The organism is Falsirhodobacter halotolerans, assembly GCF_022899245.1.
GTDB lineage: Bacteria > Pseudomonadota > Alphaproteobacteria > Rhodobacterales > Rhodobacteraceae > Falsirhodobacter > Falsirhodobacter halotolerans.
Genome location: NZ_JALJAZ010000001.1, coordinates 811,769 through 832,500 on the forward strand (window position 1 = coordinate 811,769; position 20,732 = coordinate 832,500).

The 20,732-nt window shown below is 64.6% G+C and carries 20 protein-coding genes (1 of these 20 cut by a window edge); 9 read left to right on the forward strand and 11 right to left on the reverse strand.

Annotated features, from left to right (window positions below):
• The first annotated feature begins 72 nt into the window (after nt 1-72).
• Nucleotides 73-2,928, forward strand: a complete 2,856-nt coding sequence (gene uvrA, locus MU449_RS04325; protein ID WP_244736778.1) for an excinuclease ABC subunit UvrA — start codon at nt 73-75, stop codon at nt 2,926-2,928.
• Here the strand turns inward: uvrA and MU449_RS04330 are convergent, their stop codons facing one another.
• Nucleotides 2,929-3,252: a hypothetical protein gene (locus MU449_RS04330; RefSeq protein WP_244736779.1), complete on the reverse strand. Its 324-nt coding sequence runs from the start codon at nt 3,250-3,252 to the stop codon at nt 2,929-2,931.
• A 122-nt stretch (nt 3,253-3,374) separates the two neighbouring features.
• Between MU449_RS04330 and coaD the strand changes: the two genes are divergently transcribed.
• Complete coding sequence (gene coaD / locus MU449_RS04335; protein WP_244736780.1) at nt 3,375-3,857, forward strand: pantetheine-phosphate adenylyltransferase; 483 nt, start codon at nt 3,375-3,377, stop codon at nt 3,855-3,857.
• Here coaD and gap (MU449_RS04340) read toward each other — a convergent pair.
• The 4 genes from gap (MU449_RS04340) to tkt all read right to left on the reverse strand — a co-directional run bounded on the left by gap (MU449_RS04340) (nt 3,854) and on the right by tkt (nt 8,240).
• Complete coding sequence (gene gap / locus MU449_RS04340; RefSeq protein WP_244736781.1) at nt 3,854-4,855, reverse strand: type I glyceraldehyde-3-phosphate dehydrogenase; 1,002 nt, start codon at nt 4,853-4,855, stop codon at nt 3,854-3,856. The genes coaD and gap (MU449_RS04340) overlap by 4 nt on opposite strands.
• A gap of 63 nt (nt 4,856-4,918) precedes the next feature.
• Nucleotides 4,919-5,059 (reverse strand): hypothetical protein, encoded by a 141-nt coding sequence (locus tag MU449_RS04345; protein WP_244736782.1) that lies wholly within the window; start codon nt 5,057-5,059, stop codon nt 4,919-4,921.
• Between the two features lie 12 nt (nt 5,060-5,071).
• Nucleotides 5,072-6,076 carry a type I glyceraldehyde-3-phosphate dehydrogenase gene (gene gap, locus MU449_RS04350; RefSeq protein ID WP_244736783.1) on the reverse strand — a complete coding sequence of 335 codons (1,005 nt, stop codon included), beginning with the start codon at nt 6,074-6,076 and terminating at the stop codon, nt 5,072-5,074.
• A 148-nt stretch (nt 6,077-6,224) separates the two neighbouring features.
• Nucleotides 6,225-8,240, reverse strand: coding sequence for a transketolase (gene tkt, locus MU449_RS04355; protein WP_244736784.1), 2,016 nt, complete (start codon nt 8,238-8,240; stop codon nt 6,225-6,227).
• Between the two features lie 167 nt (nt 8,241-8,407).
• On the opposite strand from tkt, the gene MU449_RS04360 reads away from it, so the two are divergent.
• Genes MU449_RS04360 through MU449_RS04370 form a run of 3 tightly spaced genes read left to right on the forward strand, consistent with a single transcriptional unit; the run spans nt 8,408 to nt 9,502 of the window.
• A complete protein-coding gene (locus MU449_RS04360; protein ID WP_244736785.1) occupies nt 8,408-8,812 on the forward strand; it encodes a hypothetical protein in 405 nt (134 codons plus the stop codon).
• On the forward strand, nt 8,805-9,179 hold the full coding sequence (locus tag MU449_RS04365) for a cell division protein ZapA (RefSeq protein WP_244736786.1): 375 nt from the start codon (nt 8,805-8,807) through the stop codon (nt 9,177-9,179). Before MU449_RS04360 ends, MU449_RS04365 begins: the two co-directional genes overlap by 8 nt.
• Nucleotides 9,176-9,502, forward strand: a complete 327-nt coding sequence (locus MU449_RS04370; protein WP_244736787.1) for an MliC family protein — start codon at nt 9,176-9,178, stop codon at nt 9,500-9,502. Before MU449_RS04365 ends, MU449_RS04370 begins: the two co-directional genes overlap by 4 nt.
• Before the next feature lie 25 nt (nt 9,503-9,527).
• On the opposite strand, the gene grxD is transcribed toward MU449_RS04370, so the two are convergent.
• The 4 genes from grxD to MU449_RS04390 form a co-directional block, all read right to left on the reverse strand.
• Nucleotides 9,528-9,899: a Grx4 family monothiol glutaredoxin gene (grxD, locus tag MU449_RS04375; RefSeq protein ID WP_244736788.1), complete on the reverse strand. Its 372-nt coding sequence runs from the start codon at nt 9,897-9,899 to the stop codon at nt 9,528-9,530.
• 11 nt (nt 9,900-9,910) lie between these two features.
• Nucleotides 9,911-10,153 carry a BolA family protein gene (locus MU449_RS04380; RefSeq protein WP_244736789.1) on the reverse strand — a complete coding sequence of 81 codons (243 nt, stop codon included), beginning with the start codon at nt 10,151-10,153 and terminating at the stop codon, nt 9,911-9,913.
• Between the two features lie 69 nt (nt 10,154-10,222).
• On the reverse strand, nt 10,223-12,379 hold the full coding sequence (gene purL, locus MU449_RS04385; RefSeq protein WP_244736790.1) for a phosphoribosylformylglycinamidine synthase subunit PurL: 2,157 nt from the start codon (nt 12,377-12,379) through the stop codon (nt 10,223-10,225).
• A 228-nt stretch (nt 12,380-12,607) separates the two neighbouring features.
• Nucleotides 12,608-13,504, reverse strand: coding sequence for a LysR family transcriptional regulator (locus MU449_RS04390; RefSeq protein ID WP_244736791.1), 897 nt, complete (start codon nt 13,502-13,504; stop codon nt 12,608-12,610).
• Between the two features lie 145 nt (nt 13,505-13,649).
• Between MU449_RS04390 and MU449_RS04395 the strand changes: the two genes are divergently transcribed.
• From MU449_RS04395 to ccmE, 3 genes are read left to right on the forward strand one after another with little or no spacing between them, the layout of a single operon-like run.
• Nucleotides 13,650-14,462, forward strand: coding sequence for a glutamate racemase (locus MU449_RS04395; RefSeq protein ID WP_244736792.1), 813 nt, complete (start codon nt 13,650-13,652; stop codon nt 14,460-14,462).
• Nucleotides 14,463-14,477: 15 nt separating this feature from the next.
• Nucleotides 14,478-15,506 (forward strand): N-acetyl-gamma-glutamyl-phosphate reductase, encoded by a 1,029-nt coding sequence (argC, locus tag MU449_RS04400; protein WP_244736793.1) that lies wholly within the window; start codon nt 14,478-14,480, stop codon nt 15,504-15,506.
• A 7-nt stretch (nt 15,507-15,513) separates the two neighbouring features.
• The gene (gene ccmE / locus MU449_RS04405) at nt 15,514-15,954 is read left to right on the forward strand and encodes a cytochrome c maturation protein CcmE (RefSeq protein ID WP_244736794.1); all 441 of its coding nucleotides are present in this window, start codon (nt 15,514-15,516) and stop codon (nt 15,952-15,954) included.
• A gap of 34 nt (nt 15,955-15,988) precedes the next feature.
• Here the strand turns inward: ccmE and gltA are convergent, their stop codons facing one another.
• Together gltA and gltX are read right to left on the reverse strand one after the other, a co-directional pair.
• Nucleotides 15,989-17,275: a citrate synthase gene (gene gltA / locus MU449_RS04410; RefSeq protein ID WP_244736795.1), complete on the reverse strand. Its 1,287-nt coding sequence runs from the start codon at nt 17,273-17,275 to the stop codon at nt 15,989-15,991.
• A 69-nt stretch (nt 17,276-17,344) separates the two neighbouring features.
• Nucleotides 17,345-18,742, reverse strand: coding sequence for a glutamate--tRNA ligase (gltX, locus tag MU449_RS04415; protein ID WP_244736796.1), 1,398 nt, complete (start codon nt 18,740-18,742; stop codon nt 17,345-17,347).
• Between the two features lie 79 nt (nt 18,743-18,821).
• Between gltX and MU449_RS04420 the strand changes: the two genes are divergently transcribed.
• Nucleotides 18,822-20,732, forward strand: the 5' portion of a protein-coding gene (locus tag MU449_RS04420; RefSeq protein WP_244736797.1) for a ComEC/Rec2 family competence protein. Its footprint extends 147 nt past the window's final position; only the first 1,911 of its 2,058 coding nucleotides appear in the window; the start codon lies at nt 18,822-18,824; the stop codon falls past the right edge of the window.

The following is a 20,732-nucleotide window of genomic DNA, read 5'->3' on the forward strand; positions in this document are numbered from 1 at the left end:
ACCCGTTCACGTTTCGCCTTGGCATCCGCGCAAGGCGCACCTATCTTCACGCCAACGCTTTCGGGGTAAGGCATGGAACAGAAGTTCATTCAGGTGCGCGGCGCGCGCGAACACAATCTCAAAGGCATCGACGCGGACATTCCACGCGATCAGTTCGTGGTGATCACGGGCTTGTCCGGGTCGGGAAAATCCAGTCTGGCCTTCGACACGATCTATGCCGAAGGGCAGCGTCGATATGTCGAAAGCCTGTCGGCCTATGCCCGCCAGTTTCTTGACATGATGGGCAAGCCGGATGTGGATCACATTTCCGGCCTGTCGCCCGCCATTTCCATCGAACAGAAGACGACCTCGAAGAACCCCCGTTCGACCGTCGGCACGGTGACGGAAATCTATGACTACATGCGCCTGTTGTGGGCGCGGGCGGGGACGCCTTATTCCCCTGCGACCGGCCTGCCGATCACCGCGCAACAGGTGCAGGACATGGTCGATGCCGTCATGGCGATGGAGGAGGGGACGCGCGGCTATCTTCTGGCGCCCATCGTGCGCGACCGGAAGGGGGAGTATCGCAAGGAATTCCTGGACCTGCGCAAGCAGGGATTCCAGCGCGTGAAGGTGAACGGCCAGTTTTATGAGTTGGACGAACCGCCGACGCTGGACAAGAAGTTTCGTCACAACATCGACGTCGTGGTGGACCGGATCGTGGTGCGCGGCGATATCGCGACGCGGCTGGCCGACAGCTTCCGCACCGCCCTGAACCTGGCCGATGGGATCGCGATATTCGAAACGGCGGTGCCGGAGGGGGAGGAGCCCGCCCGCACCACATTCTCCGAGAAATTTGCCTGCCCCGTGTCCGGCTTCACGATCCCGGAGATCGAGCCGCGTCTGTTCTCGTTCAACGCCCCCTTCGGGGCCTGCCCCGCCTGCGACGGTTTGGGGGTGGAGCTGTTCTTTGATCCGCGTCTGATCGTGCCCGACCAGAACCTGTCCGTCGCGGCGGGGGCCATCGCGCCGTGGGCCAAGTCCAAATCCCCCTATGTCACCCAGACGATCGAGGCGCTGTCCTCTCATTACGGCTTCGATCGCAAGACGAAGTGGAAGGACCTGCCGAAAAAGGCGCAGGACGTGGTCCTCTATGGCTCGGGCAAGGACGAGATTTCGTTCCGCTATGACGAGGCGGGGCGCGTTTATACCGTGTCGCGGACGTTCGAAGGGCTGATCCCGAACATGGAGCGCCGATATCGCGAGACCGACAGCGCATGGAGCCGCGAGGAGATGGAGCGGTATCAGAACAACCGCCCCTGCGGCGCCTGCCACGGATATCGCCTGAAGCCGGAAGCTTTGGCCGTGAAGATCGCCGGATGCCATGTGGGCGAGGTGGTCCAGATGTCGATCAAGGACGCCTATGCCTGGATGGACACGGTGCCCGCCGCCCTGACCGCGCAGAAGAACGAGATCGCGCGCGCGATCCTGAAGGAGATTCGCGAACGGTTGGGGTTTCTGGTCAATGTCGGCCTCGACTACCTGTCGATGAGCCGCGCCGCGGGCACGCTCTCGGGTGGGGAAAGCCAGCGGATCCGCTTGGCCAGCCAGATCGGGTCGGGGCTGACGGGTGTGCTCTATGTGCTGGACGAACCCTCCATCGGTCTGCATCAACGCGACAACGACCGGCTGCTGACCACGCTGAAGAACCTGCGGGATCAGGGCAATTCGGTGCTGGTGGTCGAACATGACGAGGATGCGATCCGCGAGGCGGATTACGTCTTCGACATCGGTCCCGGTGCCGGGGTGCATGGCGGGCAGATCGTGGCGCATGGCACACCGCAGGAGGTGGCGGCCTCGGGCAGTTTGACCGGGCAATACCTGTCGGGCACCCGTGCGATCGCGGTTCCGGCCGAACGGCGCGAGGGCAACGGCAAGAAGCTGACCGTGGTGAAGGCCAGCGGCAACAACCTGCACGATGTCAGCGTCGATTTCCCCTTGGGCAAGTTCGTCTGTGTTACGGGCGTATCGGGGGGCGGCAAGTCCACCCTGACGATCGAGACGCTTTACAAGACCGCCGCCCTGAAGCTGAACGGCGCGCACGAAACGCCAAGCCCCTGCGAGACGATCAAGGGGTTCGAGCATCTGGACAAGGTGATCGACATCGACCAGCGCCCCATCGGGCGCACGCCCCGGTCCAACCCCGCCACCTATACCGGGGCGTTCACGCCGATCCGCGACTGGTTCGCGGGCCTGCCCGAGGCCAAGGCCCGCGGCTATGGCCCCGGCCGGTTCAGCTTCAACGTGAAGGGCGGCCGGTGCGAGGCCTGTCAGGGCGACGGCGTCATCAAGATCGAGATGCACTTCCTTCCCGATGTCTATGTCACCTGTGAAACCTGCAAGGGCGCGCGGTATAACCGTGAGACGTTGGAGATCAAGTTCAAGGACAAGAGCATCGCCGACGTTCTGGACATGACGGTGGAGGATGCGCAGGGCTTCTTCCAGGCCGTGCCGTCCATCCGCGAAAAGATGGATGCGCTCGTTCGCGTTGGGCTGGGATACGTCAAGGTGGGACAGCAGGCCACGACCCTGTCCGGGGGCGAGGCGCAGCGGGTGAAGCTGTCAAAGGAGCTGTCGCGCCGCGCGACGGGTCGAACCTTATATATCCTGGACGAACCGACCACCGGTCTGCATTTCGAGGATGTGAAGAAGCTGCTGGAAGTGCTGCACGAACTGGTGGATCAGGGGAACACGGTCGTCGTGATCGAACACAATCTGGATGTCGTGAGGACGGCAGATTGGGTCATCGACATCGGCCCCGAAGGCGGCGACGGCGGCGGGCGGATCGTGGCCGAGGGCACCCCCGAGGACGTGGCCTGCGTGAAGGGGAGCCATACGGGGCACTATCTGGCCCCGATGCTCAAACCCCGCAAGGTGGCCGCCGAATGATCAGCGGGTGGCCATCAACGTGGTAAGAAGACCCAGAACCGCAACGATGGCCATGGTCTTTTCATCCATGCGGACGACCTGATTGTCGACGACCCGATACCGCTGATGCGGGGGCAGGGGCGGCAGGAAGCGCAGCTCTGCCGGGGTCAGGGCGCGGCCCCGGTCGCGGCGATGGTCGTCATGGTGGCGGTGATGGTCGCGGCCGTGCTTGTGGTAGTGACGGTCGCAATGCCCGCCTTTGCCGCAATGATCGCGGTGCGGGGGATGGGCGTAAACGGGGCTGGCCATGAGAAGGGTCAGCGTGACGATCAGGGTCTTTTTCATGTCATACCTCCGGTCGCACTGATTTAGCGGGCGGGAGAGGGAAGGGAAGAACGGTCGATTTCGCCTTGCGGATTATCGCGCAATCCTGTTGCCTCCCCCGAACTACGGAGGGGGGACTTACCATGCGCATCGGCCTTTATCCCGGCACATTCGATCCGATTACCCTGGGGCATATCGATATCCTGAAGCGGGCGTCCCGGCTGGTGGATCGGCTGGTGATCGGGGTGGCGATCAACCACGACAAGCGACCGCTGTTCGATCTGCCCGAACGCGTGCAGATGGTCACGCGCGAGGCGGAGGATATCGTCGGATGCGAGATCGTGGTTCATCCATTCGAAAATCTGCTGATCGACTGCGCCCGCGACGTGGGGGCGACGGTCATCATCCGCGGACTGCGCGCGGTGGCCGATTTCGAATACGAGTTTCAGATGGTGGGGATGAACCGCGCCATGGATGACGGGATCGAGACGGCGTTCCTCATGGCCGATGCGCGCCGGCAGGCCATCGCCTCGCGGCTGGTGAAGGAAATCGCCCGGCTTGGGGGGGATGTGTCGAAATTCGTCACACCCCCCGTGGCCGATGCGCTTCGGGCGAAGTTCGCCTAGATCAGGCGGCCCATTGCGGCGGCGGTGTCCGCCATGCGGTTGGAAAAGCCCCATTCGTTGTCATACCAGGACAGGATGCGGACCATCCGCCCCTCCATCACCTTGGTCTGGTCCATGTGGAAGATGGACGAATGCGGATCGTGGTTGAAATCCGAGCTGACATTCGGCGCGTCGGTATAGCCCAGAATGCCCTTCAACGGCCCGTCGGCGGCGGCGCGGATGGCGGCATTGACCTCCTCCACGCTCGTGTCGCGGGCGGCGTCGAACACCATGTCCACGACCGACACGTTCGGGGTCGGCACGCGGATCGCAACGCCGTCCAGCTTACCCTTCAGCTCCGGCAGGACCAGACCCACGGCCTTCGCAGCGCCGGTGGAAGTGGGGATCATCGACAAGGCCGCCGCCCGCGCGCGATACAGATCCTTGTGATAGGTGTCGAGCGTAGGCTGATCGCCGGTATAGGAATGGATGGTGGTCATGAAGCCCTTGGTGATGCCGATCGCGTCGTTCAGCACCTTCGCCACCGGCGACAGGCAGTTCGTGGTGCAGGAGGCGTTCGACACGACCAGATCGTCCTTGGTCAGCGTGTCGTGGTTCACCCCGAACACGATCGTCTTGTCCGCGCCGTCCGACGGGGCCGAAACCAGCACCCGCTTGGCGCCGCTGTCCAGATAGACCTTCGCCTTGTCGCGCGCGGTGAAGATGCCGGTGCATTCCAGAACGACATCCACATCGCCCCAGGGCAATTGCGCCGGGTCCTTGATCGCGGTGACGCGGATCGGGCCGCGCCCGACATCCATCATGTCTTCGGACACCTTCACCTCAGCCGGGAAACGGCCATGGACCGAATCAAAGCGCAACAGATGCGCGTTGGTTTCGATGGGGGCGAGGTCGTTGATCGCCACGACCTCCACATCGGTGCGGCCCGATTCGATGATGCCCCGCAGGACGTTGCGCCCGATGCGTCCAAACCCGTTGATGGCGACCTTGACCGTCATGCCACTTCCTCCGATTGACGTTTGCGCTAACATGGGGGCAGGTGGGGGTCGGGCGCAAGGGGGTCAGCGCCAGAACATGATCCAATCCAGAAAACGCAGGAATTTGCGCATCAGGAAGGTGATCGCCCCCCAGCCCATGACCTGATCAAGCAAAATGGCCGCGATGATGATCGCGGCCAGATAGATGGCAACCCTGTTTGTCAAAGGTATCCCTCGTCAGTGGCGCAGGCGTCCCATCGCGGCGGCCACATCGGCCATGCGGCAGGAGAAGCCCCATTCATTGTCATACCAAGCCAGAACACGGACGGTTCGTCCACCGATGACTTTGGTCTGATCGGGCGCAAAGATCGAGGAATAGGGGGTGTGGTTGAAATCTATCGAAACCTTCGGCTCGGGATCGTAGGACAGGACAGAGCCCATCGTGCCGGCCGCCGCTTCGGCGACGATGGCGTTCACGTCATCGACCGTCACGTCCTTGGAGGCGACGAAGGTCAGATCCACCGCGGACACATTGGGCGTGGGCACGCGGATGGCCGATCCGTCCAGCTTGCCCTTCAGTTCGGGCAGCACCTCGGAGATCGCCTTCGCCGCGCCGGTGGAGGTCGGGATCATCGCCATCGCCGCCGCGCGGGCGCGATAGAGATCGCTGTGACGCCGGTCCAGCGTCGGCTGATCGCCGGTATAGGAGTGGATCGTGGTCATGATGCCCGATTCGATGCCGATGGCGTCGTTCAGCACCTTGGCCAGCGGCGCAAGGCAGTTCGTGGTGCAGGATCCGTTGGAAACAAGAAGATCCTCGACCCGCAGATCACGGTCGTTCACGCCATAGACCACGGTGCGATCCACGTTCTTGGCGGGGGCGGAGATCAGGACCGAGCCTGCGCCACGGTCCATATGCGCCTTGGCCTTGTGACCGTCGTTGAACTTGCCGGTGCATTCCAGGACGACATCGACGCCGCCCCAGTCCAGTTCGCCCATGTCATAGGTGGACATGACGCGGATCGGCTCGCCCCCCAGATCCAACATGCCGTTCGTGACGCGCACATTGCCGGGGTAACGGCCATGGACCGAATCGTATTTCAGAAGATGGGCGTTGGTTTCGATGGGGCCGGTGGCGTTGATGGCCACAACCTCGATATCGTTGCGCCCCGATTGCGCGATATGCGCCAAGGTGCAGCGGCCGATCCGGCCGAACCCATTGATACCCACGGTAATCGTCATGCGCCCACATCCTTTTTGCTGTTGCCTGCAATATAGGGCGCAACGGCATTTGAAAAAAGCGAAAAGGGCGTGATTTCAGTATGTTATCGCAAACAGGCGGTGTTGGCGCTAACGAAATGGGCCACCCCTTTGGGTGGCCCATTCTGGATTACAGAAGCGCCTTCACCTTGGCGACGGTCGCTTCGGCGGTGATCCCGAACTCCTGATACAGCCGCTCGGCGGGGGCGGAGGCGCCAAAGCCCGTCATCCCCACGAAATCGGCTTTCTTTTCGGATCCGCGTTCGCCCAGCAGGAACCGATCCCACGGCATCCGGATGCCCGCCTCGATCGCGACGCGAACCGGACCGGGCGGCAGGACCTTGCGGCGATAGGTTTCGTCCTGCGCGGCAAAGATCTCCATGCACGGAACGGAGACGACACGGGTGCCGATGCCTTCGGCCTCCAGCATCTCGCGTGCTTTCAGGGCGATCTCCACCTCGGTGCCCGTGGCCATCAGGATGACTTGCCGTTTGCGGGTGGATTCGGCCAGGACATAGGCCCCCTGCGCGGTCAGGTTCTTCTGGCTGTGCGTGGTGCGCACGGTCGGCACGCCCTGACGCGACAGCGCCATGACCGACGGGGTCGATTTGGTGGTCAGGGCCAGTTCCCACGCCTCGGCCGCTTCCACCGCGTCGGCGGGGCGGAACACCCAGGTGTTGGGCGTGGCACGGCTGATGGTCAGATGCTCCACCGGTTGGTGGGTCGGGCCATCCTCGCCCAGACCGATGGAATCGTGGGTCATGACAAAGACGCTCGGCACACCCATCAGCGCCGCCAAGCGCATGGCGGGGCGGGCATAGTCGGTGAAGGCCATGAACGTTCCGCCATAGGCGCGCAGACCGCCATGCAGGGCGATGCCGTTGATCGCCGCCGCCATCCCGTGTTCGCGGATGCCGTAATAGACATAGCGCCCCTTGCGGCTGTCGATGTCGAACACGCCCATGTCGTCGGTCTTGGTGTTGTTCGATTTCGTAAGGTCGGCCGAGCCGCCGATGGTTTCGGTCACGATCGGGTTGATCACCCCCAACGCCTTTTCCGACGCGCTGCGGGTGGCCATTTTCGGGGCCGTTTCGGTAATGTCCTTCTTCATCGCGCGGATGGCCGACGCGAGGCGCTTGGGCATGTCCCCGGCCAGTTGACGGGCGAATTCCGCCTGCTTCGTGTCCGACAGCGCCTGAAGGCGGGTTGTCCATTCGGCGCGGGCGGCGGCGCCCTTGGAACCGATCGCTTCCCACGCGGCCTTCACGTCCTTCGGGATGTCGAACGGACCGTGGCTCCAACCATAGGCCTCACGCGTGTCGGCAATCAGCTTGGGGTCGGTCAGCGCGCCGTGGCCGGTCGACGTATCCTGCGCCGAGGAGCCGAGGGCGATGTTCGTCGTGCAGGCGACCATGGCCGGGCGGGGGGAGGCTTTGGCCGCGGTGATCGCGCGGTCGATATCCTCTGGGTCGTGGCCGTCGCATTCGAACACGTCCCAGCCCGAGGCCGCAAAGCGCGCCTTCTGGTCCGTGACGCAGGACAGCGACACCTTGCCGTCGATGGTGATGTCGTTGTTGTCCCACAGCACGATCAGCTTGGACAGCTTCAGGCGGCCGGCCAGGGCGATGCCCTCCTGGCTCACGCCCTCCATCAGGCAGCCGTCGCCGGCGATGACATAGGTGAAGTGATCGACGACCTTCTTGCCCCAGCGGGCGCGCAGGTTTTCCTCGGCGATGGCGAAGCCGACCGAGGTGGCAAGGCCCTGCCCCAAGGGGCCGGTCGTCATCTCGATCCCGCCGGCATGGCCGTATTCGGGATGGCCCGCCGTGATCGCGCCCCACTGGCGGAAGTTCTTCACCTCCTCCAGCGTCATGTCGGCATAGCCGGACAGGTGCAGCAGGGAATAGAGCAACATGGAGCCGTGGCCCGCCGACAGGATGAAGCGGTCGCGATCGGGCCATTGCGGATCGGCGGCGTCGAACTTCATGTGTTTTTCGAACAGCACGGTCGCGACATCGGCCATGCCCATCGGCATGCCAGAATGGCCGGAATTGGCCGCGGCCACGGCATCGAGGGTCAGGGTGCGAATGGCGACGGCCTTCGACCAGTGTTCGGGGTGCTGACGACGCAGGGTTGCGAGATCCAAGGCGCGCGCTCCTTCATTCAGAAAGGTGGGGTCGGGCCTGTGCATATCAGGAGGGGCGGCAATATCAAGCGCGCCGGGGGATTGGGGGCTAAATCCTGCTTTCAAACGCGCTATGATCGCCAAAAGAGGCCGCGCGCGACGATTCGCGCGGCGAAGAAGGAGGTCGGATGCAGGATCTGGTGGAGCTTGAGCGTCGGATCACCCGCGCGTTGGAACGGATCGGTGCGGCTGCCGAAGGGCTGCAGGGCGGGGCCGGAGACTCTCTCGCCGTGGCTGAGGAGCGGGAGGTCAACGCGCAGTTGACCGAACGCCTGCGCGTGGTGAAAGAAAAATCGGCCCTGCGGATCGAGGCGCTGGAGGCCGAGGTCGTGTCCTTGTCCGAACAGCTTGAAGCGATCCGCGCGGCCGCCTCCGACCTGCATGACCAACTGTCGCAGATGCGGGGCGACACGTCCGACGCCGAGGTGGAATCGCTGCGGGCCCTGCGCGCCAGCGACCGGGCGGAGCTTGACTCGATCCTGTCCGCCCTGTCGCAGCACATCGTCACGGAAGGGGAGGTGAAGAATGGCTGATCTGGACATCACCATCGGTAACAAGACCTTCACCGTCGCCTGTCAGGACGGGCAGGAGCAGTTCCTGCGATCCGCCGCACGTCAGTTGTCCGATCAGGCCGATGCGCTTCTGGGCCAGATGGGCCGGATGCCGGCGGAAAAGATGCTGCTCATGGCCGGGCTGATGCTGGCCGACAAGACCATCGGCGTGGAGCAGGAGGTCGCAAACCTGCGCGGACGGCTGCACGATTACGAAACCCGCCCCGCCCCCGCGCCGGAGCGGATCGAGGTGCCGGTGATTCCGCCGGTCATCACCGAAACCATGGCCGAAATCGCGGCCCGAGCCGAGGCGATCGCCGAGGCTGTCGAGGAAAAGGCGAAAGCATGAGAGTTCTGGCGATCCTGATGCTGACGGCGGGCGTGGCCCATGCCGAAGGCAGCTACGAGACCGCACGCTACACCTGCGATCGCGGGGTGGAAGTGCCGGTCACCTATGTCAACGCGGACGACCTGTCGGTGGCCGTGCTGAATGTCGAAGGGCAGCAGATCACCCTAGAGGTGGAAGAGTCCGCGTCCGGCGCACGCTATGGCTGGCCGTCCGACGGGTCCAATTACGTCTGGTGGACCAAGGGGCCGGAGGCGACGCTGTATTGGAAGGATGGAGAGCAGGGGGGCGAGGAGACGCCGCTCTATACCTGCACCCGGAATTGAAAAAGGGCGCCTCTGGCGCCCTTTCTTATGCGTTGGCCTCACGGACCTTTGCCGCGGCGTCCTTGTCGAACGCGATGCCCTTGTCGGCGAACAGGGTATCCAGCTCTCCCGACAGCGTCATTTCGGTGACGATGTCGCAGCCGCCCACGAATTCGCCCTTCACATAAAGCTGCGGGATCGTCGGCCAGTCGGAGAAATCCTTGATCCCTTGGCGGATGTCGGCATCGGCCAGCACGTTCACGTCCTGATAGGCGACGCCCAGATAGTTCAGCACACCCGCCACGCGGCTGGAAAAACCGCATTGCGGCATGTCCTTGGTGCCCTTCATGAACAGCACGACGTCGTGGTCGGTGACGGTGCGGCGGATCTGGTCCTGGGCGGTGGTCGTATCGGTCATGGAATGTCCTTTCAGGCCGGGGCTTTGGTGGTCAGCGCCAGCGCATGGAGTTCGCCGTTCGGGCCGTCCATCTTGCCCTTCAGGCTGGCATAGACGGCACGTTGCTGCTGCACGCGGTTCATGCCCTTGAAGCTTTCGTCGATCACCTCGGCCGCCCAATGGTTTCCGTCCCCGGCCAGATCGGTGATGGTGATCTTGGCATCGGGAAACCCGTCGCGGATCAAGGCTTCGATGTCATGGGCTTCCATTGGCATGGGCGTGTCCTTCGCTTTTGCACAGATGTAGCCCCGCCCCCTGCATGGCGCAAGGTGCGGGGGGAGGCCTCAGGCCACCGCGGCTTCGAACGCGGTGCGATAGGTGCGGGACAGATCGGCCAGATCGGCGCTTGCGGTGCCAAGGCGAACGGACTGCCCGCCAAAGCTGCCGACCTGCGCCACCGGCACGCCCGCCGCGTCGGCCGCCGCCGTCAGCGCGGCCAGATCGGAAGGGGCGATGGCGACCAGATACCGGGCCTGATCCTCACCGAACAGCGTGGGGATATCGCCTGCGGTCAGCGTCAGGCCAAGGCGCGCCCCTTCGGCCATTTCGAACGCGGCCAGGGCCAGACCGCCGTCCGACAGGTCGGTCGCGGCCTTCAGGCGGGCGCGGTTGGCGCGCAGGAACTCGCCGTTGCGACGCTCGACCGCCAGATCGACGGGGGGGGCGTCGCCGTCTTCGATCCCCATCTCGGCCAGCAGGGCGGATTGGCCCAGATGCCCTTCGGTCGCGCCGATCACGACGGCCAGATCGCCCTCGCTCGGCTGGCCCGCGATCAGATCGGACAGGCTGGACAGCAGCCCCACCGCGCCGATGGTGGGCGTGGGCAGGATGCCTTGGCCGTCGGTTTCGTTATAAAGCGACACGTTGCCCGACACGATGGGCATGTCCAGCGCGGCCACAGCCTCGCCGATGCCTTTGATCGCGCCGACGAACTGACCCATGATCTCGGGCTTTTCGGGGTTGCCGAAGTTCAGGTTGTCGGTCGTGGCCAAGGGCCGTGCGCCCACGGCGATCAGGTTGCGATAGGCTTCGGCCACCGCCTGACGTCCGCCTTGCTGCGGGTTCGCCTTGACGTAGCGGGGGGTGACGTCGCTGGTGAAGGCCAGCGCCTTGTCGGTGCCATGCACCCGCACGACGCCCGCGCCAAGCCCCGGCGCGCGGATCGTGTCGGCCATGACCATGCTGTCATATTGTTCATACACCCAGGCCTTGTGGGCATAGGAGGGGGAGGCGATCAGCGTCCGCAGCCCGTCGATCGGGTCGATCTGCGGCACGTCGCCCAAGGGGGCGGCGGCGGGCGTCTCCACCCAGGGGCGGTCGTATTCCGGCGCACTGGAGGATAGCTTCGACAGGGGGATGTCCGCCTTCACCGCGCCGTTGTGCCGGATCAGGAACCGGTCCTCGGGGATCGTTTCGCCGACGATGGCGAAATCCAGATCCCATTTGACGAAGATCGCCCGCGCCTCGGCCTCCATATCCGGCTTCAGCACCATGAGCATCCGCTCCTGGCTTTCGGACAGCATCATCTCATACGCGGTCATGTGGGTTTCGCGCTGGGGCACATTCTCCAGATCCAGCCGGATGCCGAGGCCGCCCTTGTCGCCCATCTCCACCGCCGAACAGGTCAGGCCCGCGGCCCCCATGTCCTGAATGGAGATGACGGCGCCCGAAGCCATCAGTTCAAGGCACGCTTCGAGCAGACGCTTTTCGGTGAAGGGGTCGCCGACCTGCACGGTGGGGCGTTTTTCCTCGATCGTGTCGTCGAACTCGGCGCTGGCCATGGTGGCCCCGCCCACGCCGTCCCGGCCTGTCTTGGCCCCCAGATAGACGACCGGCATCCCCACGCCCGAGGCGGCGGAGTAGAAGATCGCATCCGCATCGGCCAGACCGGCGGCAAAGGCGTTGACCAGGCAGTTGCCGTTATAGGCGCGGTGGAAGCGAACCTCGCCCCCCACGGTCGGCACGCCGAAGGCGTTGCCATAGCTGCCGACGCCCTCGACCACGCCCTTCACCAGATGGCTGGTCTTGGGGTGGGAGGGCACGCCGAAGGACAGCGAGTTCATGGCGGCAATGGGACGTGCGCCCATGGTGAAGACGTCCCGCAGGATGCCGCCCACGCCGGTCGCAGCCCCCTGATGCGGCTCGATATAGGACGGGTGGTTGTGGCTCTCCATCTTGAAGATCACGGCCTGCCCGTCGCCGATATCGACCACGCCCGCATTCTCGCCCGGGCCGCAGATGACTTGCGGACCTGTGGTGGGCAGGGTGCGCAGCCATTTCTTGGACGATTTGTAGGAGCAATGCTCGTTCCACATCGCGCTGAAGATGCCGAGTTCGGTGAAGGTCGGCTCGCGTCCGATGATGTCCAGAATCCGGGCGTATTCATCCGGTTTCAGGCCATGGGCGGCGATCAGCTCGGGCGTGATGGTGGGCTCGGACATGGCTTCCTCGGGCGCTTGAAAGGTCGCTTGCGTCATACGTCACAAGGCGGCGCGAGGAAAGATGTGAAAAAAAAGCCGGGCATGAAGCCCGGCCCAAGTCCAACAGGGAGGTATGAAGTCAGCAATTACAAATCGCCGCCTTCACAATCGAAGGTAGGCTTTGGGCGATTAAATCGCAAGCAAAGTTAGAACGGAGCAGGCGCATATCCGCTATGCGTCGTGCGCATGTCAGCCCGTCTGGAGGCGTTTGCGATAGGCCGTGATCTCCTCGGTCACGAACTCGCGGAAGGCGGCGATGCGCTTGGAGTGCCGCAGCTCCTCGGGATAGGCGAGGAAGACGGGCACATCGGTCGAGGACACGTCGGGCAGCACCCGCACCAGATGCGGGAATTCATCGGCCAGATAGTCGGGCAACACGCCGATGCCCAGATGGTTCAGGACCGCCTGCATCACCCCGAAATAGTTGTTCACCGTCAGGGTGGAGGGGATGTTGTGGCTCATGAGTTCCGCCACCAGCGAGGCGCCCGCCGACACCTGCGGCGTGCCCGCATGTTGGCAGATCAGGCGGTGCCGGTTGAAATCGTCCATCGTTTCCGGCGTGCCGTGCTGCGCCAGATAGTCGGGCGTAGCATAGCATTGCATACGGATGGTCATCAGACGTTTGCGGATCAGGTCGGCCTGGCTTGGTTCCTTCATGCGGATGGCGACGTCCGCCTCGCGCATCGGCAGGTCCAGCACCCGTTCTTCCAGCATCAGGTCGATCTTCAGCGCGGGGTATTTCTGGTAGAGCCGCGTCAGGCGGGGGGCGAGCCACATGGTGCCGAGCCCGATGGTCGTCGTCACGCGCAGCTCGCCGAAGACCTCATCCTCGCTGTCGCGGATGCGGGCGGCGGCGGCGTCCAGGCGTTTGGCCATGGCGCTGGTGGCGTCAAACAGCAATTCCCCCTGTTCGGTCAGGATCAGGCCGCGGGCGTGGCGGTGGAACAGGGTGACGTTCAGGCTTTCTTCCAGCGCGCGGATCTGGCGGCTGACCGCCGATTGCGACAGGTGCAGCACCTCACCGGCATGGGTCAGGCTTCCCGCATCCGCAACCGCGTGAAAAATACGAAGTTTGTCCCAGTCCATCGGCTCTGTCCCCTGTCCGCATCTACCATCTAAGTTGCGCATGGCAGAGTTGCAAACAGAACAAGGCCACGATGGGCGTTCATCCGCGTGGACTTTGTGTCGCATCGGGCATAGGCACGAGGGCGGGACCAGAGCGGAGGGGATCATGGCGGTTGGCGTATTCGATTCGGGGCTGGGCGGGCTGACGGTTCTTGCCGCCCTGCAGCATCGGCTTCCGCAGGTGCCCTTCGTCTATTACGGCGACAACGCGAATGCGCCTTACGGGGTGCGGGATGCGCAGGACATCTATGACCTGACCACCCGCGCCGTGCAGCGTCTTTGGGACGAAGGCTGCGATCTGGTGGTTCTGGCCTGCAACACCGCCTCTGCCGCCGCGTTGAAGCGAATGCAGGAGACGTGGATTCCCGCCGACAAGCGTGTGCTGGGCGTGTTCGTCCCGCTGATCGAGGCGCTGACCGAGCGGCAATGGGGCGACAACACCCCCCCGCGCGAGGTGGGGGTGAAGCATGTGGCCCTGTTCGCGACACCGGCGACGGTGGCCAGCCGCGCGTTCCAGCGGGAACTGGCGTTCCGCGCGATCGGTGTTGATGTGGAGGCGCAGCCCTGCGGCGGCGTGGTCGACGCGATCGAGGCGGGGGACGACATCCTGGCCGAGGCGCTGGTGCGCAGCCATGTCGAGGCGCTGCTGCGCCGGATGCCGCGCCCCGACGCCGCCGTGCTGGGCTGCACCCATTATCCGATGATGGAAACCGTGTTCCGCCGTGCGCTTGGCCCGGATGTCTCGGTCTTTTCCCAGCCCGGTCTGGTTGCGGCGGCGCTGGACGATTATCTGGCCCGGCGGCCCGAGTTTGTTGGCGCGGGCACGCAAACGCGGTATCTGACGACCGGCAACCCCGACAGCGTGTCGAACCACGCCACGCGTTTTCTGCGCCGAGCCGTCCGGTTCGAGGCCGCCTGACACAAAGGATATGACATGACCCAACGCATCGCCATCCTCGGCGCCTCCGGCTATACCGGCGCGGAACTGGTGCGCCTGATCTCCACCCATCCGTCGATGCGGATCGTGGCGCTGTCGGGCGACCGCAAGGCGGGCATGGCGATGGGCGACGTGTTCCCGTTCCTGCGGCATCTGGACCTGCCCAACCTGTGCAAGATCGAGGAGATCGACTTCTCGAACGTCGATCTGGCCTTCTGCGCTCTGCCCCATGCCACGTCGCAGGCGGTGATCAAGGATTTGCCGAAGGACCTGAAGATCGTCGATCTGTCGGCCGATTTCCGGCTGCGCGATCCGGCGGAATATCAGAAATGGTATGGCCAGCCCCATGCGGCGGTGGAGATGCAGGCCGAGGCCGTCTATGGCCTGACCGAATTTTATCGCGACGACATCCGTGCGGCGCGGCTGGTCGCGGGCACGGGCTGCAACGCGGCCACCGGGCAATACGCCGTGCGCCCGTTGATCGAAGCGGGGGTGATCAATCTGGATGAGATCGTGATGGACCTGAAGAACGGCGTGTCGGGCGCGGGGCGCAGCTTGAAGGAAAATCTGCTGCACGCCGAACTGTCCGAAGGCTGCAACGCCTATAGCGCGGGCGGCACGCATCGGCATCTGGGGGAATTCGATCAGGAATTCTCGAAGGTTGCGGGGCGGCCGGTTCTGGTGCAGTTCACCCCGCATCTGGTGCCGATGAATCGCGGGATTCTGGCCGATGTCTATGTCCGCGGTGAACCGGCGGCGATCCATCGCGCCCTGGCGGACCGTTATGCGGAGGAGCCGTTCATCCATGTGCTGCCGATGGGCAAACTGCCCTCCAGCCACGATGTGCGCGGGTCCAACCATGTGCATATCGGCGTGGCGGGGGACCGGATACCGGGGCGGGCGCTTGTGGTGGCCACGTTGGACAACCTGTGCAAGGGATCGTCGGGGCAGGCGTTGCAGAATGCCAATCTGATGCTGGGTCTGGACGAGACGGCGGGCCTCATGCTGTCCCCCGTCTTTCCCTGAGCCGCGCATGAGGGGCCTGAAGAAACGCCGCCGGATCCAGATCATCGTCCTGGCCTTCGTCTCGCTAGCGCTGGCGACGGCGCTGGTCGGCTGGTCGATGCGGGACGGGATAAACTTCTTCCGCTCTCCCAGTCAGGTTCTGAGCGATCCGCCGCGCGACGGCGAGGTGTTCCGCTTGGGCGGGCTGGTGGAGGAAGGCAGTCTGGTCCGGGGGCAGGGCGAAACGGTGCGGTTCCGCGTGACGGATGGGGGCGCGTCGGTGCCCGCCACCTTTGCCGGCATCCTGCCCGATCTGTTCGGCGAGGGGGAGGGCATGGTCGGCACGGGCCGGATGGAGAGCGACGTCTTCGTCGCCTCCGAGGTGCTGGCCAAGCACGACGAGACCTACATGCCCAAAGAGGTGGTGGACGCGTTGAAGGAACAGGGCGTCTATCAACCCGCCGAATGAAAAAGGACCGGCACGGGGCCGGTCCTTTGGGGGGTCAGCGGGTGCTGAGGTCGGTGTAATCCCGACGCGCCGGCCCGGTATAAAGCTGACGCGGGCGCCCGATCTTCAGCGCCGGGTCCGAGATCATCTCTTTCCACTGGCTGATCCAGCCCACCGTGCGCGACAGTGCGAAGATCGGCGTGAACATCGAGGTGGGGAAGCCCATCGCATCCAGGATGATGCCGGAGTAGAAATCGACGTTCGGGTAAAGCTTCTTGGAGACGAAGTAGTCGTCCTCCAGCGCGATCCGCTCAAGCTCCTTGGCGACCTGAAGCGTGGGGTTGTTGTGGATCCCCATCAGCTCCAGCACCTCGTCGGCCGATTCCTTCATGACCTTGGCGCGCGGGTCGAAGTTCTTGTAGACGCGGTGGCCGAAGCCCATCAGGCGGAAGGGATCGTTCTTGTCCTTCGCCTTTTCGATGTATTCGGGGATGCGGTCCACGGTCCCGATCTCGCGCAGCATTTCCAGACAGGCCTGGTTCGCACCGCCATGCGCCGGGCCCCACAGGCAGGCGATGCCCGCTGCGATGCAGGCGAAGGGGTTCGCGCCCGACGATCCGGCCAAACGCACGGTGGAGGTGGAGGCGTTCTGCTCGTGATCGGCGTGCAGCATCATGATCCGGTCCATGGCCTTTGCCAGAACCGGGTTGACCTCATAGGTCTCGGCCGGGACCGAGAAGCACATGTGCAGGAAATTCGACGCGTAATCGAGATCGTTGCGCGGATACACGAAGGGCTGGCCGATCGCGTATTTGTAGGCCATGGCAGCGATCGTCGGCAGTTTGGCGATCAGGCGGAAGGACGCGACCTCGCGCTGGTGCGGGTCGGTGATGTCCGTGCTGTCGTGATAGAAGGCCGACATGGCCCCCACGACCCCGACCATCGTCGCCATCGGATGCGCATCACGGCGGAAACCGCGGAAGAAGTTGTGCATCTGTTCATGCACCATGGTGTGGCGCGTGACCGTGGTGCGGAACTCTTCCATCTGCGCCTGGCTCGGCAGATCGCCGTAGAGCAGCAGGTAGCAGACCTCAAGGAAGCAGGACTGTTCGGCCAACTGCTCGATCGGGTAGCCGCGATGCAGAAGTTCGCCCTTGTCGCCGTCGATGAAGGTGATGGCGCTGTCGCACGATGCGGTGGACGTGAAGCCGGGGTCGTAGGTGAACACGTCCAGTTCGCCATACAGCTTGCGGATGTCGAGAACGTCAGGGCCTGCCGTCGGGCTGCGGACGGGCAACTCCACCGTCTTGTCGCCGAAGGTCAATGAGGCGTTTTTCGTCATAGGTCATCCCTCTCCAGTCGTCGGGGGACACATCTGTCCCCATATGCGCGCACGGCCGGGGGATGCGCCTTAGGGGGCGCAATCCTCCAACCGGGCGATCGTCTCGTCCCGACCGATGACCAGCATCATGTCGTAAACGCTTGGGGTCGCTGTGCGTCCGGCCAGGGCGGCGCGGATCGGGGCGGCGAGCTTGCCGAAACCCAGTCCCCGTTCTTCGGCCATGGCGGTCAAAAGCGGCTCCAGATCCTCTCTCGTCCAGCTAGCACCGCGGAGGCGGTCCGTCAAATCTTTCAGTATGCTACGGGATACGGAATCAAGCGCCGCTTCGGCCTTGTCGTCCCGTTCAACCGGACGGGAGACGAGGGCGAAACGCCCTTTTTCCAGAAGGTCGGGAAAGGTTTTCGCCCGATCCTTCAGGCAATACAGGCCCGCACGCAACCGCTCGTCCTGAACCGGCGTCAGGGCCGGCTGCCCGCTGGCATCAAGGAAGGCGGAGAGTTCCCGCATCAGATCGGCGTCGTCCATCATGCCGATATGCTGACCGCAGGTGTGTTCCAGCTTCTTGAAGTCCAGCCGTGCGGGGGCGCGGCCGATGCCGGAGAGGTCGAACCACTCCATGGCCTGCGCGGTCGTGAAGATCTCATCGTCGCCATGGCTCCACCCCAGCCGGGCGAGGTAGTTGCGCATTCCGGCGGCGGGGTATCCCATGACCTGATATTCCTCGACCCCCAGGGCGCCGTGGCGTTTGGACAGTTTCTTGCCGTCCGCGCCGTGAATGAGCGGGATGTGCGCCCAGACCGGCACCGTCCAGCCCATCGCGTCATAGACCATCTGCTGACGGGCCGCGTTGTTGAGGTGATCGTCGCCGCGGATGACATGCGTGACGCCCATGTCGTGATCGTCCACCACCACGGCCAGCATATAGGTCGGCGTGCCGTCCGAGCGCAGGACGACCATGTCGTCCAGCTGGTCGTTGCCGAAGGTCACGTCGCCCTGCACCTCGTCGGCGATGACGGTCTGGCCGTCGCGCGGGGCCTTCATGCGGATGACAAAGGGCGCGTCGGGGTGGGTTGCGGGATCGGCATCGCGCCACGGGCTTTGAAACAGGGTGGAACGGCCTTCGGCCCGCGCCGCCTCGCGGAAGGCCTCGATTTCGTCCTGCGTGGAGAAGCATTTATAGGCGGTGCCGGCGTCCAGCATCTGCCGCGCGACCTCCGCATGGCGGTCCTTGCGGTCGAACTGGCTGACAACCTCGCCGTCCCAGTCCAGTCCCAGCCATGTCAGGCCCTTCAGGATGGCGTCCGTCGCCTCGGGGGTGGAGCGTTCGCGGTCGGTATCCTCGATCCGCAACAGGAACTTTCCGCCGCGCCCCCGGGCGTAAAGCCAGTTGAACAGCGCCGTCCGTCCGCCGCCGATATGCAGGTATCCCGTGGGCGAGGGGGCGAAGCGGGTGACGATCTCGGCCATGCGGATTAACCTTCTGGAAACCATATTCGTGGACATGCTGTGCCTGGATTGATTAGGCAATCGCGCCCAGAAGGACAAGGTGTTGGCACGACCGCTTGTTGCGTTGGCCGAAGTGCGCGGCGCCATGTTTCCCTTCTTGCCGGTCTGTCTGGGCTTGGGGATCGCGGGATGGTTCGCCCTGCCGTGGGAACCGGCACGCTGGGTCTATGCCGCGCTGGCCGGGCTTGTCCTGCTGGGCGGCGGTCTTACATGGCGGGGGCCGTATCTGTGGCAGCCGGTGGCGCTGGCGCTGACCTTCGTGGCGCTTGGGTTCGGGGTGACGGGGGTTCGGGCGCATTGGGTGGCGGCGCCGGTTCTGGGCTTTCAGTATTATGGCCCGGTGGAGGGGCGGGTGGTCGAGGTAGACCGCAACGCTTCCGACAAGCTGCGGATCACGCTCGACCATGTCGTCCTGTCGCGGATGGAGCCGGAGCGGACGCCCGCGCGGGTGCGCATCTCGATCCACGGCGATTGGACGATGCCGCCGCCCAAGCCCGGCGCGCGGGTGATGACCACGGCCTTTCTGGGCGCGCCCATGCCCCCGACCGAGCCGGGGGGATTCGATTTCCGCCGCATGGCCTGGTTCGATCGGCTGGGGGGGATCGGATACACGCGTGTGCCGGTGCTGGCGCTGGCCCCGCCCGAATCGGGGGCGCAAATCATCGGTCGGATACGCGCGTTTTTGTCGTCGCGGATACAAGAGCAGGTGCCGGGGCAGGCCGGGGCCTTTGCCGCGGGATCGGTGACGGGGGACCGATCGGGCATCACGCAATCCACCGTCGAGGCCCTGCGCGATTCGAACCTGTCGCACCTTCTGGCGATTTCGGGGATGAACCTTGCGTTTCTCGTGGCCTTCACCTTCGGTCTGGTCCGTTACGGTCTGGCCCTGATCCCCTTCGCTGCGTTGTATCTGAACACCAAGAAACTTGCGGCCTGCGCGGCGCTGGCGGTGTCGGGATTCTATCTGGCCCTGTCGGGGGGCAATGTCGCGACCGAGCGGGCGTTCATCATGGCGGCGATCATGCTGGGGGCGATCCTGTGCGACCGGCGGGCGATCTCTTTGCGGACCGCAGCCCTGTCGGCGCTGGTCTTGCTGCTGTGGCAACCTGAAAGCTTGATGAATGTCGGGTTCCAGATGTCTATGGCGGCCACCGTCGCATTGATCTGGGGATTCGGCCTTGTGGACCGGATGACGTTTCGCGGACGCCTGCCGCAGTGGTCCGTTCCGGTTTACACGGCGGTGCTTTCCTCGGTCATCGGGGGGCTGGCGACGGGGCCGATCGCCGCGTCGCAGTTCAACCGATATGCCGAATACGGGTTGCTGGCGAACATGCTGACCGTTCCGGCGATGGGAATGCTGATGATGCCGGGGGCGGTCCTGGCGTCGATCTTCGGGCCGCTGGGGCTGCCGCAGCCGGGAATGTGGCTGATGGAGGCGGGCGGGCGCTGGATACTTGCGGTCGCCCATTGGGTGGCGGGATTCGGGGGGGCGGTGCGCGGCATTCCAGCCCCGCCGGGCCCGGTGATGCCGATGTTGTATCTGGCGGCGCTGTGGATGGTGATCTGGCCCACCCAAGCCCGCTGGGCCGCGCTTGCCCCCATGGCGGTGGCCGCTGGACTGTGGATGTCAGGCGCGCGGCCCGAGGTGCTGATCGCGGCCGATGGGGGCGTGGTGGGTGTGACCACGGCGCAGGGTCGGGCGTTGTCCTTTCCGACCGGTTCCGGATTTGCCGCGGCGAACTGGTTGGAGCGGGATGGCGATCTGGCATCGCAGAAGGACGCCGCCGAGCGCGCGGGATTTCACCGCGATGCCACCGGGGCGCGGGTGGCCGACCTGTCCGGGAGGGCCCTTGTTCATCTGAAGGGGAAGGGCGCGCCCGCCCATGTCGCCACATACTGCAAGGACGGGGCGGTCGTCGTCTTGGGGGCGGAATGGCCGGATCTTCCGCCC

Excerpts from the sequence above, each read along its gene's own strand:
- argC (WP_244736793.1), top strand. The coding sequence starts at position 14,478 with ATGACCCAACGCATCGCCATCCTCGGCGCCTCCGGCTATACCGGCGCG.
- MU449_RS04365 (WP_244736786.1), top strand. The coding sequence starts at position 8,805 with ATGGCTGATCTGGACATCACCATCGGTAACAAGACCTTCACCGTCGCC.
- MU449_RS04370 (WP_244736787.1), top strand. The coding sequence starts at position 9,176 with ATGAGAGTTCTGGCGATCCTGATGCTGACGGCGGGCGTGGCCCATGCC.
- ccmE (WP_244736794.1), top strand. The coding sequence starts at position 15,514 with ATGAGGGGCCTGAAGAAACGCCGCCGGATCCAGATCATCGTCCTGGCC.
- MU449_RS04395 (WP_244736792.1), top strand. The coding sequence starts at position 13,650 with ATGGCGGTTGGCGTATTCGATTCGGGGCTGGGCGGGCTGACGGTTCTT.
- MU449_RS04390 (WP_244736791.1), bottom strand. The coding sequence starts at position 13,504 with ATGGACTGGGACAAACTTCGTATTTTTCACGCGGTTGCGGATGCGGGA.
- grxD (WP_244736788.1), bottom strand. The coding sequence starts at position 9,899 with ATGACCGATACGACCACCGCCCAGGACCAGATCCGCCGCACCGTCACC.
- coaD (WP_244736780.1), top strand. The coding sequence starts at position 3,375 with ATGCGCATCGGCCTTTATCCCGGCACATTCGATCCGATTACCCTGGGG.
- uvrA (WP_244736778.1), top strand. The coding sequence starts at position 73 with ATGGAACAGAAGTTCATTCAGGTGCGCGGCGCGCGCGAACACAATCTC.
- MU449_RS04360 (WP_244736785.1), top strand. The coding sequence starts at position 8,408 with ATGCAGGATCTGGTGGAGCTTGAGCGTCGGATCACCCGCGCGTTGGAA.
- gltA (WP_244736795.1), bottom strand. The coding sequence starts at position 17,275 with ATGACGAAAAACGCCTCATTGACCTTCGGCGACAAGACGGTGGAGTTG.
- gap (WP_244736781.1), bottom strand. The coding sequence starts at position 4,855 with ATGACGGTCAAGGTCGCCATCAACGGGTTTGGACGCATCGGGCGCAAC.
- gap (WP_244736783.1), bottom strand. The coding sequence starts at position 6,076 with ATGACGATTACCGTGGGTATCAATGGGTTCGGCCGGATCGGCCGCTGC.
- gltX (WP_244736796.1), bottom strand. The coding sequence starts at position 18,742 with ATGGCCGAGATCGTCACCCGCTTCGCCCCCTCGCCCACGGGATACCTG.
- purL (WP_244736790.1), bottom strand. The coding sequence starts at position 12,379 with ATGTCCGAGCCCACCATCACGCCCGAGCTGATCGCCGCCCATGGCCTG.
- MU449_RS04380 (WP_244736789.1), bottom strand. The coding sequence starts at position 10,153 with ATGCCAATGGAAGCCCATGACATCGAAGCCTTGATCCGCGACGGGTTT.
- MU449_RS04330 (WP_244736779.1), bottom strand. The coding sequence starts at position 3,252 with ATGAAAAAGACCCTGATCGTCACGCTGACCCTTCTCATGGCCAGCCCC.